Here is a 14,348-nt window from a genome sequence, read left to right on the forward strand (position 1 = left end):
GGAGTCTGCCATGCAAATCGCCCTCATTCTAGCGGTTTCACTGCACGCCCTGGCCGCCATCTTCTGGATGGGTTCGACGGCCAACCTGGCGCGCATGGGAGGCCAGGGCGCGGAGATCGTTTTTCCGCGCCAGATGGGCGGTGTGGCGATCACGGTGCTGACAGGTGGGTTTTTGTGGAGCCAGCTCCACGCGGGTGGGTTCAGCACCTATGAGATGGTTTTGGGTGCAGGGATTGTGTGCGCCCTGATCGCGGCCCTGCTGCAGATCGTTGTGATCGGCGGGGCCTTGAAACAGCTAAAAGCGGGCGATGCCGGGGCGCGAAAGCGGGCTGGTATCGCGCATCGCGTTGCTGCCGGATTGCTCAGCCTGACGGTGATCGCCATGGTCGCGGCGCGGTACGTCTAATTCCTATGCCGGCCTCGGACTGGCCAGGGCAGCGTAGAGATCCGGCCGGCGGTCGCGGAAGAAACCCCAGGCGGCGCGGTGGGTGTTGAGATAGTCGAGATCGAACTCGGCGACCAGAACGCCCTCTTCAGCGGCACCGAAGGACTTGACCAGATCTCCACGGTTGTTGGCGATAAAGCTATGGCCATAGAAGGTCTGGCCGGCCGCCGTTACCCGTTCCGTGCCGATACGGTTCGACGCCACGACCGGGATGACATTGGCGACCGCGTGCCCCTGCATGACGCGCTGCCATGGGGCGGCGGTGTCGAGCGAGGCATCGTGCGGCTCGGAACCGATGGCCGTCGGATAGAACAGGACCTCGGCGCCCAGCAAGGCCATGGCGCGGGCCGCTTCCGGATACCACTGATCCCAGCAAATGCCGACGCCGATGTGGGCGTATTTAGTGTCCCACACCTTGAAGCCCGTATCGCCGGGGCGGAAATAGTATTTTTCCTGATAACCGGGACCGTCGGGGATGTGGCTCTTGCGATAGACGCCCAACAATTCGCCGCCGGCGTCGATGACGACCAGACTGTTGAAATAGTGCGGTCCTTCCTTCTCATAGATCGAGGTTGGAATGACGACATCCAGTTCCGCCGCCAGTTTTTGCATGGCCACGACGCAAGGGTGCGTACGCCACGGATGGGCGGTGGCGAACCACTTTTCTTCCTGGCTGACGCAGAAATATTCGCCCTGGAACAGTTCCGACGGCAGGACGATCTGGGCGCCCTGGGCCGCCGCGTCGCGCACCAGCGCTTCGGTCCTGGCGATATTGGCCTGAAGGTCCGGGCCATAGGCGGTCTGCAGGGCGGCGACTTTAACTGTACGGGTCATAGACCATTACTCCAACTCAGGAAAAAAGGCCGGCAGATCCGGCGCCTGGGGAATCACCCCTCCACCACTTCGTGGTCCCCGTCCCCATTCGCTTACGCCTTCGGCTGCAGCGAACAAGGAGGAGGGAGATAGCCTTGTTCCGGCCTAATAGATTACGCCTTCACCAGCGGGACCTGCTGGCTGATGCAGTGGAAACTGCCGCCACCGGTCAGTATGGCGCGCGATGACAGGCCCAACACCTGGCGCTCAGGGAAAAGGCTTTGCAGGGCCTCGACCATAAGCTCACCCGGACGTTCTTCATAGATCGGCACCACCACGCAATCATTGGCGATCAGGAAGTTCATATGGGAAGCCGGAATGATTTCGCCATCCTCGTCGACCACGCGCCCGGGGGACGGGATGCGCACGACCTGAAGCGGCTGGCCGCGGGCGTCGGTCTGCGAGGCCAACAGCCTGGCGGTCGCATCATAGACTCCCGCATTCGGGTCATCGCGGCCAAACGCGACGGGACAGGCCACGACGCCGGGCGCCACAAAGCGCGCCAGATTATCGACATGGCCATCGGTATGGTCGTTCATCAGGCCGTCATCGAGCCAGATGACCTTGCGCACGCCCAGAGCCTGGAACAGGGCCTGTTCGGCAAGGGATTGGGTCCAGCCGGGGTTACGGTTGGGATTGAGCAGGCACTGCCGTGTCGTCAGGACCGTGCCGTGGCCATCGTGGTCGAGCGCGCCCCCTTCGAGGATAAAATCCTCTATCTGGCTGACAAAACCGTCAGCCTCGCTGATCTGGCGGGCGACCTCGTCGTCATATTTCAGGTGATACTTGCCGCCCCAGCCATTGTTAAGGAAGCCCACCGGCAAGGCCTGATGCAGATCGTCGTCATCGGCATCGTCGGCAACATAGATGGGGCCGGTGTCGCGGAACCAGATGTCGCCGAAACGGCCGTCGATGATCTCGACCTTCTTCACATCGCTCAAAAGACCTTCGGCGGCGGCGCGCGCGCCCTCGCCCATCACCATCAGGCGGACATGCTCGTCACCGATCTCGGCCAGCACCCTGGCCAGGGCCGCGACCTCGGCCTGGGCTGGGATCAGGTCGTCCTGCCACAGGGTTTCATGGCTGGGAAAGCCGATCCAGATTGCCTTGTGAGCTTCCCATTCCGCCGGAACGATTCGTGTCATTCTTCTAACCAGTTGCTGATGAGCGCCCGCCTCTTACCATCGCACCAGGGGTTTGGCCATGGAAAACACGGCGCAAAAAAACGGCCTCCGGCGGAACCGGAGGCCGTCTGTTTTAGCAATGCTGCGGGTACTTAGAAAGCCGTGCGCAGCGACAGGACGAAGGTTTGCGGCGCGCCGACGTTCAGGAAGGGCTTGGTGCCGTTCTTGGTGGCGCCGGTATTGTCGACCACAGTGTAGGCGTTGTTCTGCGAGCCTACGCTGCCGATATATTTCTTGTCGAACAGATTGATGGCGTTCAGCTGCAGATAGGTGCCCGACTTAAGGAACGGCAGGTCGTAACGCAGCGAGCCATTCCACACCACGTAGTGCGGGGCAACGTCGTCATTGACATCGGTCGTAAAGCGGTCGCCGACATATTTGGCGTTCAGGTTCAGAGCCAGCGAAGACATGATCTGGTAGTCCATGCCGACAGTCCACATCCACTTGGGCATTTCGACCAGTTGCTTGCCGGCGGTCGGCAGGTAACGGGCAACACCGGCTGTGGTACGGGCAAAGTCGAGATTGTCCTGCAGTTCGGTCTTGGTATAGGTCACGCTGGCGCTCAGCACCAAAGGCTCAACGGGGTTATAGGCCGCCGAAGCTTCGAAACCCTTACGCTTGACGTCGCCGATGTTGCGGTCGAACGAAGCGCCCGAGTCACGGTCGAACGCCGTGACGATCCGGTCCTTGTCGGACGCGGCCCATACGGTCGCCGTCGCCTGGAAGGTCGGCGACTTGTAGCGGTAACCCAGTTCGACGGTCTGGCTGGTTTCCGGGTTCGGCGTGGCAACGCTGAGGCTGTTGGCGGTCACCAGGGCGACATTGGCGGCCAGGTTGGCCGAGGTCAGGGTCAAGGTGGGCGGCAGGTCGGTGCCGAACACGGCAGCGTAGTAGCTGTCGGTACGCGGCGACGACATCGACTCGGCGTAGGTGGCGAAAATCTGGTTCGACGCGTCGAAGTTCCAGGTCAGGCCAATGTTCGGCAGGCTCTTTTCAAACGACACGTTGCTCTTGTAGGGGGCGAAATACAGGGTCGTCGCACCTTCGAGCTGCACAACCTTATTGCCATCGGCCATGGTCGTCGTGCTGACGATCTTTTGCGTCGAGCAATAGGGCGCGGTCGAACCCGTGCCGTTGAGCGGCGAGTAGCAGTTCTGGTTCAGCTCGCGCTCCAGCTTTTGCTTGCGCACGCCGACATCGACCAGCAACTTTTCTTCGAAGAAGCGGCCGCGGTATTCGAACGACAAAACGTCGACATTGGCAAACGACAGACGGTCACGGCGGCGCCAGAAGGAGCCATCGCCATCGGCGGTCAGGATGCGCAGGTCTTCGTTCAGCTTGCCACCGAAGACGTCGAGCGGCGCGTTGTTTTCATCGACCAGGGTGGCCTCGCCAGTTTGGCGGTGACGAGCGCGATCGATCGAGTAACCGACGCGGATCGTCTGGCTGTCGGTCAGGCTATAGATCAGGCCGGTGTTCAGGCCGTAGCGGTGCGTGTTGGTCGTGTTCGGACGATAGATAGTAACCGTGTCGCCAAAGTCGTGGTCGCCGTTCAGATCGACGCCGGCGACCGTGCTGACCTTGGAGCCGCGCAGTTGCAGGCTGGTTTCCGACAGGGTCGAGTTACCGCCGCCATTGGCCAGGACGTACTGGAACTGCGGGTCGACGGTCACGGTCAGCTTGTCGCTGATGACCCACTTCGACTGGCCGCGGATATTGCCGGTGTTGGACGGATTAATATTGCCGGCATTGATGCTGTTGTAATCGTAACCGCAGGTCGGGAAGACGTTACCAGGCGCGCCGCCTACGTCGTTCGTCGTCTGGGTGGCGCAATCGGCCTGGGGCTTCGAGGGACCGAACATGAAGTGGTTGCGGTTTTCGTTCCAGTGGAACGACAGGCTCATGAACGAGCCATTGTCACCGACGTCCTGATAGATGCGGGCGTTGTACTGATTCTTTTGCAGGTGGGCGCGAACGTCCGGGTCGACGTTCGGTTCGCGCGTCCAGGTGTCGTAGTCCTGGCCGGTATAGGCGAAGAACAACTTGGTGCCCCAGGGACCGATCTTGCCGCTGTCGAGGCGGATGAAGGCTTGCTTGAAGTTATCCGAACCGACGCTGGCCTTGACGACCGCGCTCATCGTGTCTTCGGGCTTGCAGGTATTGTAGTTGATGGTACCGCCCGAGGCGGAGGCCGTCATCGAGTCGACGTCGGTGGCACCGGTCTGGACCGAGGCGGCGCAGATCAGTTCCGGCTCAAGCTGCTGGTTGGTATAGATGGCATAGTTGCCGGAGTCGTTGAGCTGCATGCCGTCGAAGGTCAGCGAGACCCGCGAACCATCCAGGCCGCGCATCATGACGTTGCCGCCCGACGAACCGAACGCGTCGTTGTTGGTGAAGTTGTAGCCGGGAATCAGGTTCAGGGTGTCGGCGATCGTCTGACCTGCCGAGCCCTTGGAGATCGTGGCCTGATCGATCGTCGCCTTGGCCTTGGGGCCGGTTTCGCGCTTGATCGGTCCGGTGGCCTTCTTCCCCTTAATGATGACTTCTGTCGTCTTGTCCTCGACCTGCTGAGTCGCGGTCGACTGGGCCAGGGCGCCAGAGGCTACTACCAGGCCGGCCAGGGCCGTACCGGCCAGGATGATGGTTTTATTCAGTTTCATTAGGAGGATCCCTCTCCAGATTTACGTACAAAGCAAAAACTTACCCTGCCGCACGGGACAGCGCGCAACAGCCCAGGCATGCCCAGGTTGGCTGTCAATCGTGGTCAGTAGAATTGTGCTGTTAATTCTTTAGTAGGTTTTCCGTCACTTTTTGAGCGAAAAGTGCAAACCTTTTGTGACGCTTGTCACATCAGCAACCTGTTGCAGCCTTATTGTCACACTATGTTGCTGTGCGGCAGGCCTGATTTTGCCGCAATTGCCGGCGTAATCCCTGATTTATTCAGCCATAGCCACCACATTTATGGCCTCAAAGCTAAAGACCGCCTAGATATGCGCATGTAACAATCGTTATCACATTGCGACGGCGGATATTTCAGACCTTTGCAACATCGTGATTATTTTGTGGCAAGACTGCCATAATGCTGCGCTGCACCGTGAGGTTTTCGCAACGTCAACTACGGGCAGGGATACGGCCCAGACGTCGATGGCTCTCCTCTTGTCATCCTGCATTTCTGCAATTTTGCAGCCTCAGGCGCAACAAAAACCCGGCCTGTTTGCACAGGCCGGGTTTCCGATTTTCGCTTGCGATGTAATCGCGTTCTGAACGCTTAGAACGTGATGTCGATCGTCGAACGACGGTTCAGGGGTTCCTTCACGCCGTCGCCGGTGGCGACTGCCGGTTGGGATTCACCCTTCCAGTCAACGGCCAGCTTCGAACCGTCAACACCGAGGCCAACCAGGGCATCAGCAACAGTCTTGGCGCGGCGTTCCGACAGGCGGATGTTGTAAGCGGCCGAACCGGAGGTGTCGGCGTGACCGACGACCACGACGCGAGCAGCGCCACCGGCCTTGGCATAATCAGCCGCGGCCTGGACCACCGACTGCGCATCCGATGTGAGAGCGGACTTGTCGAATTCAAAGTAGACGATGAATTCGCGGTCGCCATAGGTCGGCGCCGGGTTAACAGGCGGCGGAGGAGGAGGAGGAGGCGGGGGAGGAGGCGGCGGAGGAGGCGCCTGAACCGGCTCTTCAACAACCGGGGCCGGCGGCGAGCCGAAGGCCCAACGCAGACCGACCGACAGGGTCTGATCGCTCAGCTTACCCGAGAATTCGCCCGGCTGTTCCCAGCCAGCGCCCGTATCGGCATGACCAGGTTCCATGTCGTAGGCTGCGAGCGGCGAAACCATGCCGTCGAAGCTAGCCTTGCCAGCCGCCAGATAGCGGTAGGTGACGTCGAGGCTGAGGCGGTCGGACAGAGCCCAGGCGATACCAGCCAGGAACTGAGCGGCCGGAACCGTGTCGTCGCCAGCCATGCTGAGATCAGCAACGCCCTTGGACGGGCTGGTCGACAGTTGGCCGATCAGCTTCGTCTTGACGTGGTCAAGACCGACGCCGACGCCGACGAACGGATGGACCGAGGATTCCGGCAGGATGTCGTAATACAGATTGACCATGAAGGTCGTCTGATCGAGCGAGCCCTTCGGCGAGCCGCAAGGATCATTCGCGGTGCGGATGACGCCGACGGTGCAGAGCGCGGTGTCAACAGTCGTCGTACCCGGGATGGTCGGATAGTCACGACCGAACGGAGCGATGGCCGAGGTGATGTCGCCGGGGCGGTAGCCACCTTCGAATTCAACGCGCCAGTTGGGGTTATAACGGTAACCGAGACGGGCGAACCCAGCCCAATCGTTGTCCGTTCCGACGTCATACATATAGGCGCCACCGTCGGCCATATGACCCGTCGAAACGGCCTTGTAATCGCCCAGGGTGTTAGAACCGAGATCAACGGCTCCGTACCAACCCGGATATTGTTCAGCAGAGGCACCGGTTGCCCCCACTGCCATCGCGGCGAGAGCAACGCCCGCCAGCAAATTGAGTTTCATAGTTGTGCCCTCTCTTGGCCTTCGAACGAACAGCCGATCATCTCGACTGAAACTTTTAGTACACGACTTCATAACTTTCCGAAGTCGTTTTGCATAGCACCCAAATGCGACTTTGGTTAAAAAACTGCACTTTTCTATCCGCTTTGGCGAGAACTGACACCAGAAAGACACGCTTGTGGGGACGCGATCGTACAGAGCGATATAATGCGTGAACTTTACCGTAAAAAATCTATAGGCCCACATGGGGGGCATATAAAAATATCATAAGGCACGCAAAAAAGCTTGCGAAATATGCGGGCCTTGAGTAGAGACACCCGCTCTGATCGACCCCTGGGCGCGCAAACGCCCTGGAATTGGCCAAAATGCCTCCAATATATAATTGTATATAAAGGCGTTTTGATAATTCACCCCTGACGGAGAGGTGGCTGAGTGGTCGAAAGCACCGCACTCGAAATGCGGCATAGGGGCAACTCTATCGTGGGTTCGAATCCCACCCTCTCCGCCATTTTCTCCATGAAAAACAGCCCCGACACGGGGCCTTTTTTATGGTTTTATAACAGAGCAGCCATTCAGTCCCGATTGCGCGCGTATCGCCTGCGCGTTGCTGCGTTTTCGCCCGAAAGGCGACATTTTACTGCGACGCAACATACATTGTTTGAGCTCAAACGCCGCATGGCTCGCGCAAATGCGCGGCGGCCAATAAGCGTTTTCTGGCGCCCTTGCCAAGCTGCAATGATCGCAGCTTGGAATTACAGGTGCAATTTCAAGGCGATCTGGGCCTGGTTCTGGGTCTGCCTGGGGTCAAGGCCGTGCGACGCCCTGGCCGGCCGGTAGCTGCGGACCTGCATGACTTCGCACGCCACATCCAGGTGATCATTAAGCGGATGCAACCAGGCCAGTGTGGCGGCGTAGCCCCGGTCGGTATTGTCGTCCACAGCGCGCCGCGAATTGTCGCGGGCGGCGAAGTAGTCGATTCGCCCGGTCAGGCGTTCGACGCCCAGCTTGCGTGAAACCAGCAGATAGGCCGAATCAAAATTGACGTCGACCGCCCATTTGCCGTCGCGACCTTTCCAACCCATGGCCGTCTGGCCCATCATGTATTGGCCAAGGACCTCCCAGTTGGCGGCGGGCTGGTACTGGATACCCAGGTTATAGAAGCGCGTCGCCCAGCCCCACTGGCCGTTGCGGTCAACCTCAGGATCACCCTGATTGTCATAAAATTCGAGATTGACGGCGAACGGCGCCGGCGGGCGCCAATCGAGACGGACATAGTAGCCAAGGCGGTGATCGATCTCGACCACCGGCCGCGAATAGGCCGCCTGATCGTCGTCGAATAACTGGTACCAGCCCTGATCGTCGCCGTCCGGCAGGGCCAGTCCGGTCGAATCAGCCGAGGAGATGTCGTGCAGCGCCCAGCCGCGCCAGGCGAGAATCGTCCCGGCCGTGTCGTCACGGCTGAACACACCGGCCGTCGCGCCGAACTTCGAATCACCAGCCGCAACGGTTACCGTGCCTTCGACGCCGTCGACCAGGACTTCTTCGCCGATCCAACTGTTGATGGCCGAGGGCGTCAGGGTACGCGAGGACGTCCATCCGACGCCATCATGCTCCTGCGAGACCGGTGGGAACATCTGGCCGGCGCGCAGGCTGTAGCGCACGGCGCCCGTCGGCACCGGCTTCCATTTAATGTAGGCTTCCTCGACACCCAACGGATTGTGCTTGCCCGAAGGCGTATAAGAGTCTGGCACACTCTGGACCAGGACGTAGGCGGTGACAGTGTCGAGAAGGCGCGGCTGCCACAGCAGGGCGGCCTGGGCCAGATGGGCGCCGGCATCGCCGTCGCCGTAGCGCGTCTTGCCAAAGCCGCCACGAGTCCAACTGCGCTCGCCCTCCCCGCTGGTCAGGCGGACGTCGGCCCAGGCCTTTATGGTCTCGGCGCTGAACAGCTGGGTTTCGGCATGGGCTGAAGCCGGCAGCAGACACGGCATGGCCGCCATGGTTAAGACGGCGGCGCAGGCGGAAGAGATAGGCGTTCTGATCTGGGTCATGAGCGAACTTTGCGAGGCCTGAATTCGGGCATGCGCGCACGGGCGTCGGCCACGTCGCGGAAATCGGTAAGGAAGGGAATGAGCGCTTCAAACGGCATGGGCTTGGCGATACCGTAGCCCTGGGCGATATCGCAGCCCATGGCTTGCAGCAGGGTGAAGGAGGTGGCGGTCTCGACGCCTTCGGCCGTAACCTTCATACCCAGGCCGTGGGCCAGGTCGATGGTTGAGCGCACCAGCAGGGCGTCGCGCTGACCCTGCTCTATCTCCATGATAAAGGCGCGGTCGATCTTCAGTTCGTGGGCCGGGATCTGCTTGAGATAAGACAGGGACGACAGGCCGGTGCCGAAATCATCGATCGAGATTTCGACGCCGTGGTCGACAAAGGTATTGATGGCGGCCAGGCCGATCTTCGGGTCTTCGATGACCGCGGTTTCGGTAATTTCCAGGCATATCTGGCCGACGGCGCCATCGCACAGCGCGACCGTCTTGGCGTTGAAGGCCTCATCCGACAGCAGGCGGCCGGAATAGTTGATGCTCATATCGATATCGAAACCTGCGGCCTGCAGGCGTGCCTGGTCGGCCAGGACGATGGTCAGGACATGCTGGGTCAGGTCGCGGATGGCGCCGGTTTCTTCGGCGATCGCGACGAAGCGCTGGGGCGAGACAAATCCGCGTTCCGGATGGTTCCAGCGCACCAGGGCCTCAGCCGCCGTGATGCGGCCGTCGCGATAGCTGAACTTCGGCTGATAATAGACCTCCAGGACGCCGGCCTGCAGGGCGGCGAAGAGCTGGTCGGTAAGCAGCAGCGTATCGGCCAGTTCGGAATAGACCCGCGGGTCGAACAGGGTAATGCCTGTCTTGGCGGCGCGCGACTGGTCCAGTGCGATCAGGGCGCGTTCGATCATTTCATCGGCTGTCGGGCGTATATGACCAACATGAAAGATGCCCTGCGAAACATTAACGTCCAGGCTTTGATCATCGGTGACACGGATGCGCTTGACCAGGCGCGACGCAATGGCCTTGGCCAGCGGCAGAGCCTGATCGGCTTCGCACGGCGACAGGCACAGGCCCAGGGTGTCGGCCGATAGACGGGCGATAAAGGCTCGCTCGAACAATCGGGCCAGAATGCCCTGCAGCCTGGAGACCAGCGTGTGGGCATAGTTGCCGCCCCAGACAGCGCGGATATGGGCGTAACGTTCGATGCCGATGGCGACGATGACGACACCGGATTCCGGCCCGGAGTCCGGCTGTTCGCGCAGGTCGGCAATGTGGTCTTCGAAGGCCGACCGGTTGGGCATGTTGGTCGCGAGATCGGTCTTGGCCAGACGCATGATGTCGCGCTCGCGATCTTCGATCGATATCGCCATGTCGTTAAAGGCATGGGCAAGGTCGGCCATCTCGTCATTGGTCGAGATCTTCACCTGGCCCGAGCGGCCGTCGCGCAAGGCAGCGGCCGCTTCCTTGAGCGCCTGGATCGGCCGCGTCAGGGAGCGCGCCAGATACAGGCTGGCCATGATGACCAGCATAAAGCCGGCGGCGCCGATGGTGAACAAGACGGTGAGCAGCGGCTGATAGGCCTTGAGCGCAGAGCTGAGCGGGTAGCTGAGCAAAAGTACGCTGCGCTGATCGCCTTCCAGATTAGGCAAGGGCGTGGCCACCGCGATGACCGTGCCATGGTTGCTGGCCACCATGCTGACCGACTTGGTCAGCAGGCTCTGGTCGATGAAGAAACTTAAAGACGACGGCTTGTAGTCGCGGGTCTGGTCCTGGGGGCCCTGCCACAGGCCGCCGCGCGTCTGGGTCAGGATGCTGGCCTTGATCGGGATCGAGGACAGTCCCTGCAGATTGGCCATTTCCTCTTCGTCGAGTCGCGAAGCAAAGACAACCCAGCCCAGGCGATCGGGCGCCATGACGGGCGCTGCCACCGCCTGGTACGGGTGGCTGTCCACGGCGATGACGCCGATCTGCGATTCGTATTCGTCACGCGACGCCAGGGCATGGGCCAGGTTCTGTCCCAACTCCGTGGTATCGCCGACCAGGGGCTTGCCGTCAGGGCCGATAATCAGGCCGGTCTCCGTCTTCAGGCGCCCCTGCAGGTTGGAAAAGGCCGATTCGACCGTCGCCATGTCCCGGGTCGCCAGGGCCTGCTTGAAACCAAAATCGCGTGAGAGCAGCATGGCATTGGTCTGCAGGGCGTCGGATTTCAATGTCCAGATGCGCTTGAACACGCTTGCCGAGGCCTGCAACTCGTTCTGGACGGAATCTCGCGCGTAGGACACCACTGCCATGTAGCAGGCAAGGGAGATCACGAGCAGGGCCAGGGAAAACAGGCCGCCGAACATGACCGTCAGTTTGGTGCTGAGACGCTTGAATATCATCTTCTGTTTTTAGTCCTATCGACTCTGTCTAGTATGAACTGGCTAGTAGGAACCGGACATGGTCATCATCTGACGCACCTTGACCGAGAAGGCCTGGGTTGCGTTCGTCTTGCCGACCGCGAAGCTGCGGCCGGTTTCGTGATCGGGGGCCTCCATCAAGGGTTGCCAGACCTTGAGACTGCCCGCCCCTTCCGGCACGCCTTTGAGCACGACCTTGCCGGTGGCGCCGGTCGTGGCGAAGTAAGGGGTCGAGACGATTCGGATATAGGCCGACATCGAGTCGTGGATATTGCAGCCCAAAGCCTCCGTACCGACCTTGGTGAAGGTGACCGAACGCGTCTGGCCCGTGCCGTAGAGCGGCAGTTGGAAGGGCTGGGTCGGCGAGAAGGAATAGACGTGGTGGTTGACGCGATCCTGGTTGGGAAAAGCGACCGTCGCGCCGACCGGCACGGCCAGGACGAAGGGCTGGAACTGCACGCCCTTTTGCGCCATGACGTAGGCGCCTCCCTTTAGTCCTGCGGGAATCGCCGCTCCGGCTTCGGGCGTAAACGTGATCACGGCGCTGCTGACCGGCTTGCCCGCGGCGTCACTGACGGTCACGGTCACGTCGGCCGCCCCGGCTGCGGACGCTATGGCGAATATGGCGGCAAGCGTTGCCAGGCTTGGGAAAACGGATTTCATACCTGCTGAATATCACAACAGGTCTAAAACTCGGTTAAGCGGCACAAGCGAAGCGATTATTGTTCTGAAAATCGTATTGCCGGAGTCATATTAAGGCTTGCACTGGCCTTGGCGGCACCGTTACCAAGGTCCTTTTTATGAAACCTTCGCCAGAGAAAGTCGTTCACGCGCATGGCCAATTTCGCCAGTGATAATACCGCTCCTGTCCATCCGAACGTTCTCGCGTCCCTGAGCAAGGTCAATAGCGGCAATGTGCCGGCCTACGGCAACGACCCCGTAACTCAGACCCTGCGCCAAAGGATGGCCGAGGTCTTCGAGGCACCGGATGTAACGGTGTTTCCGGTGTTCAACGGTTCGGCGTGCAATGGCCTGGCCCTGGCGCAGATGATCCGGCCGTATGAATCTGTGCTGTGCCATCGCCAATCCCATATCCACAACGACGAATGCGGCCTGCCGGAGTTCTTTACCGGCGGCAAGCTGGTCGGCCTGGGCGGTGACGGCGCCAAGTTGACGGTCGAAGCCATCGGTGACCTGGTCGCGCGGACACTCGACCACGCGCCGCATACCTCGCGGCCGCGCGTCCTCAGCCTGACCCAGAGCACCGAACTGGGCACGGTCTACAGCCTGGAGGAACTCCGCGCCCTGACGGCCTTCGCCCGGGCGAACGGACTTTATGTCCATATGGACGGGGCGCGGTTTGCCAATGCGGTAGCGGCCCTCGCCTGCCGACCTGCCGAGGTCGTGGCGGGCGTCGACATCCTGTCATTCGGCGGCACCAAGAACGGCGCCATGCTGGCCGAGGCGGCGGTGATCTTCAATCCGCAATTGGCGGCGAACTTCGCCTATGTCCACAAGCGCGGCGGGCAGTTGCCGTCAAAGGCGCGCTATGTCTCGGCGCAGTTGGTGGCCTTGCTGGAAGATGGCCTGTGGCTGGACCTGGCGAGACATGCCAATGCCATGGCGCTGCGACTGGAAGCCGGCCTGCGGACGATGGAGGTCGGCATTATCCATCCCGTCGAAGCCAATGAGCTGTTCGTCAGATTGCCGGCGGAAAAAGCCAAAGCCGTGCTGGCGCGCGGGCACTTCTTCTATCTGTGGCCCAATGAAGGCGCCAACGCCTATCGCCTGGTCACCAGCTTTGCGACGACCGAAGATGATGTCGACGGGTTACTGGCGGATTTGAAGGCAGGCTAGAATTTTACGCCCAGGGCTTGATCCGGCTTTTTGATCGTAAACCAGATCACCACCACGACGGCCAGCATGACCGGAAAGGCCAGCAGGCTGCCTTCCGGACCGGTGACGCCACCGCCCAGCCAGGCCGGGCCGGACGTATGGGCTACAAAAAAGGTCCCGACCGAAGGATGGCCGCTGTCGGCCACACCATAAAGGAAGGATTGCGCCCAGTCCCAAGCGGCATGGAAACCGACGGCCCACCAGACGGCGCCCGTCTTCCAGACGCTCAGCGACAGCAGCAGCGCAAATCCGAAACCCATGGCCAGGCTGATAGGTGTCTCACCCGGATTGCCCGAATGGGCCGCGGCAAACAGGACGCCGAGGATCAGGGTGGCCCAGCGGAAGTTGAGGCCGCGCGCCAGGGTCTGCTGCAGGTAACCGCGAAAGGCCAGTTCTTCGGCGATCCCCACCAGCACGAAAGCCCCTGCCCATTGCAGACCGTACATCGTCATGGCGGGATTACCCAAAGGGTTGCGCTCGAAAGTGATCGCCTTGCACAGCCACAACAGGCCGATCAGCGCCGAAAGCGCCAGGAGGCCGAAAAAGACGCCTTGCAGAAAGCGCGGCAGGGCGTTCTTCAGCCCGAAGCCCACCGCGGAGGCTTTTCGCCGCTCAATCACCAGCATGACGAAGGTGGCGATGACCAGGACGCCGGCAAGGATCCCTTCCTGAAACAGGGTGCTGATGGGGTCGAGTATATTGGGATCGCTCTTCGGTGCGTGGAAGTGCACGGCGTGCAACCCGATATTGAGCGCGACGACAAGCGCCACGCACAGGATCGCAAACAGGGCGACGCCCCAGCCGGCGCGCAGGCCCTGGGAACCGATGAATATCGCTGGCTTTTTACCGCTCGTTGCGATCTCGTTATCCGTCACCTGAGGCCCCTGCTATTCTGAATTGTCACAGGTGATACGAAGTGCGCCGGAGCCTGGCAACTTAACATTGTTTCATGAAACCGGCGGG

10 protein-coding genes and 1 tRNA gene are annotated in these 14,348 nt (G+C 60.8%); 3 read left to right on the plus strand and 8 right to left on the minus strand.

Annotated elements, in window-relative coordinates; genetic code table 11:
• Positions 1–10 precede the first annotated feature (10 nt).
• Positions 11–406 carry a hypothetical protein gene (locus tag AC1DXO_RS09385; protein ID WP_476977862.1) on the plus strand — a complete coding sequence of 132 codons (396 nt, stop codon included), beginning with the start codon at positions 11–13 and terminating at the stop codon, positions 404–406.
• A 3-nt stretch (positions 407–409) separates the two neighbouring features.
• On the opposite strand, the gene aguB is transcribed toward AC1DXO_RS09385, so the two are convergent.
• From aguB to AC1DXO_RS09405, 4 genes are all read right to left on the minus strand, one after another.
• Positions 410–1,279: an N-carbamoylputrescine amidase gene (aguB, locus tag AC1DXO_RS09390; protein WP_476977863.1), complete on the minus strand. Its 870-nt coding sequence runs from the start codon at positions 1,277–1,279 to the stop codon at positions 410–412.
• Between the two features lie 152 nt (positions 1,280–1,431).
• Positions 1,432–2,463: an agmatine deiminase family protein gene (locus AC1DXO_RS09395; protein ID WP_476977864.1), complete on the minus strand. Its 1,032-nt coding sequence runs from the start codon at positions 2,461–2,463 to the stop codon at positions 1,432–1,434.
• Between the two features lie 131 nt (positions 2,464–2,594).
• Positions 2,595–5,162, minus strand: coding sequence for a TonB-dependent receptor (locus AC1DXO_RS09400; protein ID WP_476977865.1), 2,568 nt, complete (start codon positions 5,160–5,162; stop codon positions 2,595–2,597).
• 608 nt (positions 5,163–5,770) lie between these two features.
• On the minus strand, positions 5,771–7,045 hold the full coding sequence (locus AC1DXO_RS09405) for an OmpA family protein (RefSeq protein WP_476977866.1): 1,275 nt from the start codon (positions 7,043–7,045) through the stop codon (positions 5,771–5,773).
• A 415-nt stretch (positions 7,046–7,460) separates the two neighbouring features.
• On the opposite strand from AC1DXO_RS09405, the gene AC1DXO_RS09410 reads away from it, so the two are divergent.
• Positions 7,461–7,550 (plus strand) — tRNA-Ser (locus AC1DXO_RS09410).
• Between the two features lie 244 nt (positions 7,551–7,794).
• Here the strand turns inward: AC1DXO_RS09410 and AC1DXO_RS09415 are convergent.
• Genes AC1DXO_RS09415 through AC1DXO_RS09425 form a run of 3 tightly spaced genes read right to left on the minus strand, consistent with a single transcriptional unit; the run spans position 7,795 to position 12,152 of the window.
• Positions 7,795–9,093: a hypothetical protein gene (locus tag AC1DXO_RS09415; RefSeq protein ID WP_476977867.1), complete on the minus strand. Its 1,299-nt coding sequence runs from the start codon at positions 9,091–9,093 to the stop codon at positions 7,795–7,797.
• Positions 9,090–11,471 carry a putative bifunctional diguanylate cyclase/phosphodiesterase gene (locus AC1DXO_RS09420; RefSeq protein ID WP_476977868.1) on the minus strand — a complete coding sequence of 794 codons (2,382 nt, stop codon included), beginning with the start codon at positions 11,469–11,471 and terminating at the stop codon, positions 9,090–9,092. The genes AC1DXO_RS09415 and AC1DXO_RS09420 overlap by 4 nt, the downstream gene beginning before the upstream one ends.
• A gap of 42 nt (positions 11,472–11,513) precedes the next feature.
• Positions 11,514–12,152: a cupredoxin domain-containing protein gene (locus tag AC1DXO_RS09425; protein ID WP_476977869.1), complete on the minus strand. Its 639-nt coding sequence runs from the start codon at positions 12,150–12,152 to the stop codon at positions 11,514–11,516.
• A 171-nt stretch (positions 12,153–12,323) separates the two neighbouring features.
• Here AC1DXO_RS09425 and AC1DXO_RS09430 point away from each other — a divergent pair, with 171 nt between their 5' ends.
• Complete coding sequence (locus tag AC1DXO_RS09430; protein WP_476977870.1) at positions 12,324–13,346, plus strand: threonine aldolase family protein; 1,023 nt, start codon at positions 12,324–12,326, stop codon at positions 13,344–13,346.
• Here the strand turns inward: AC1DXO_RS09430 and AC1DXO_RS09435 are convergent.
• Positions 13,343–14,260 (minus strand): CPBP family intramembrane glutamic endopeptidase, encoded by a 918-nt coding sequence (locus tag AC1DXO_RS09435; RefSeq protein ID WP_476977871.1) that lies wholly within the window; start codon positions 14,258–14,260, stop codon positions 13,343–13,345. The two genes, AC1DXO_RS09430 and AC1DXO_RS09435, sit on opposite strands and share 4 nt — an antisense overlap.
• Between the last annotated feature and the right edge of the window lie 88 nt (positions 14,261–14,348).

Source organism: Asticcacaulis sp. P2_C5 (assembly GCF_056404555.1).

Excerpts from the sequence above, each read along its gene's own strand:
- aguB (WP_476977863.1), bottom strand. The coding sequence starts at position 1,279 with ATGACCCGTACAGTTAAAGTCGCCGCCCTGCAGACCGCCTATGGCCCG.
- AC1DXO_RS09425 (WP_476977869.1), bottom strand. The coding sequence starts at position 12,152 with ATGAAATCCGTTTTCCCAAGCCTGGCAACGCTTGCCGCCATATTCGCC.
- AC1DXO_RS09400 (WP_476977865.1), bottom strand. The coding sequence starts at position 5,162 with ATGAAACTGAATAAAACCATCATCCTGGCCGGTACGGCCCTGGCCGGC.
- AC1DXO_RS09430 (WP_476977870.1), top strand. The coding sequence starts at position 12,324 with ATGGCCAATTTCGCCAGTGATAATACCGCTCCTGTCCATCCGAACGTT.
- AC1DXO_RS09420 (WP_476977868.1), bottom strand. The coding sequence starts at position 11,471 with ATGATATTCAAGCGTCTCAGCACCAAACTGACGGTCATGTTCGGCGGC.
- AC1DXO_RS09415 (WP_476977867.1), bottom strand. The coding sequence starts at position 9,093 with ATGACCCAGATCAGAACGCCTATCTCTTCCGCCTGCGCCGCCGTCTTA.
- AC1DXO_RS09385 (WP_476977862.1), top strand. The coding sequence starts at position 11 with ATGCAAATCGCCCTCATTCTAGCGGTTTCACTGCACGCCCTGGCCGCC.
- AC1DXO_RS09405 (WP_476977866.1), bottom strand. The coding sequence starts at position 7,045 with ATGAAACTCAATTTGCTGGCGGGCGTTGCTCTCGCCGCGATGGCAGTG.
- AC1DXO_RS09395 (WP_476977864.1), bottom strand. The coding sequence starts at position 2,463 with ATGACACGAATCGTTCCGGCGGAATGGGAAGCTCACAAGGCAATCTGG.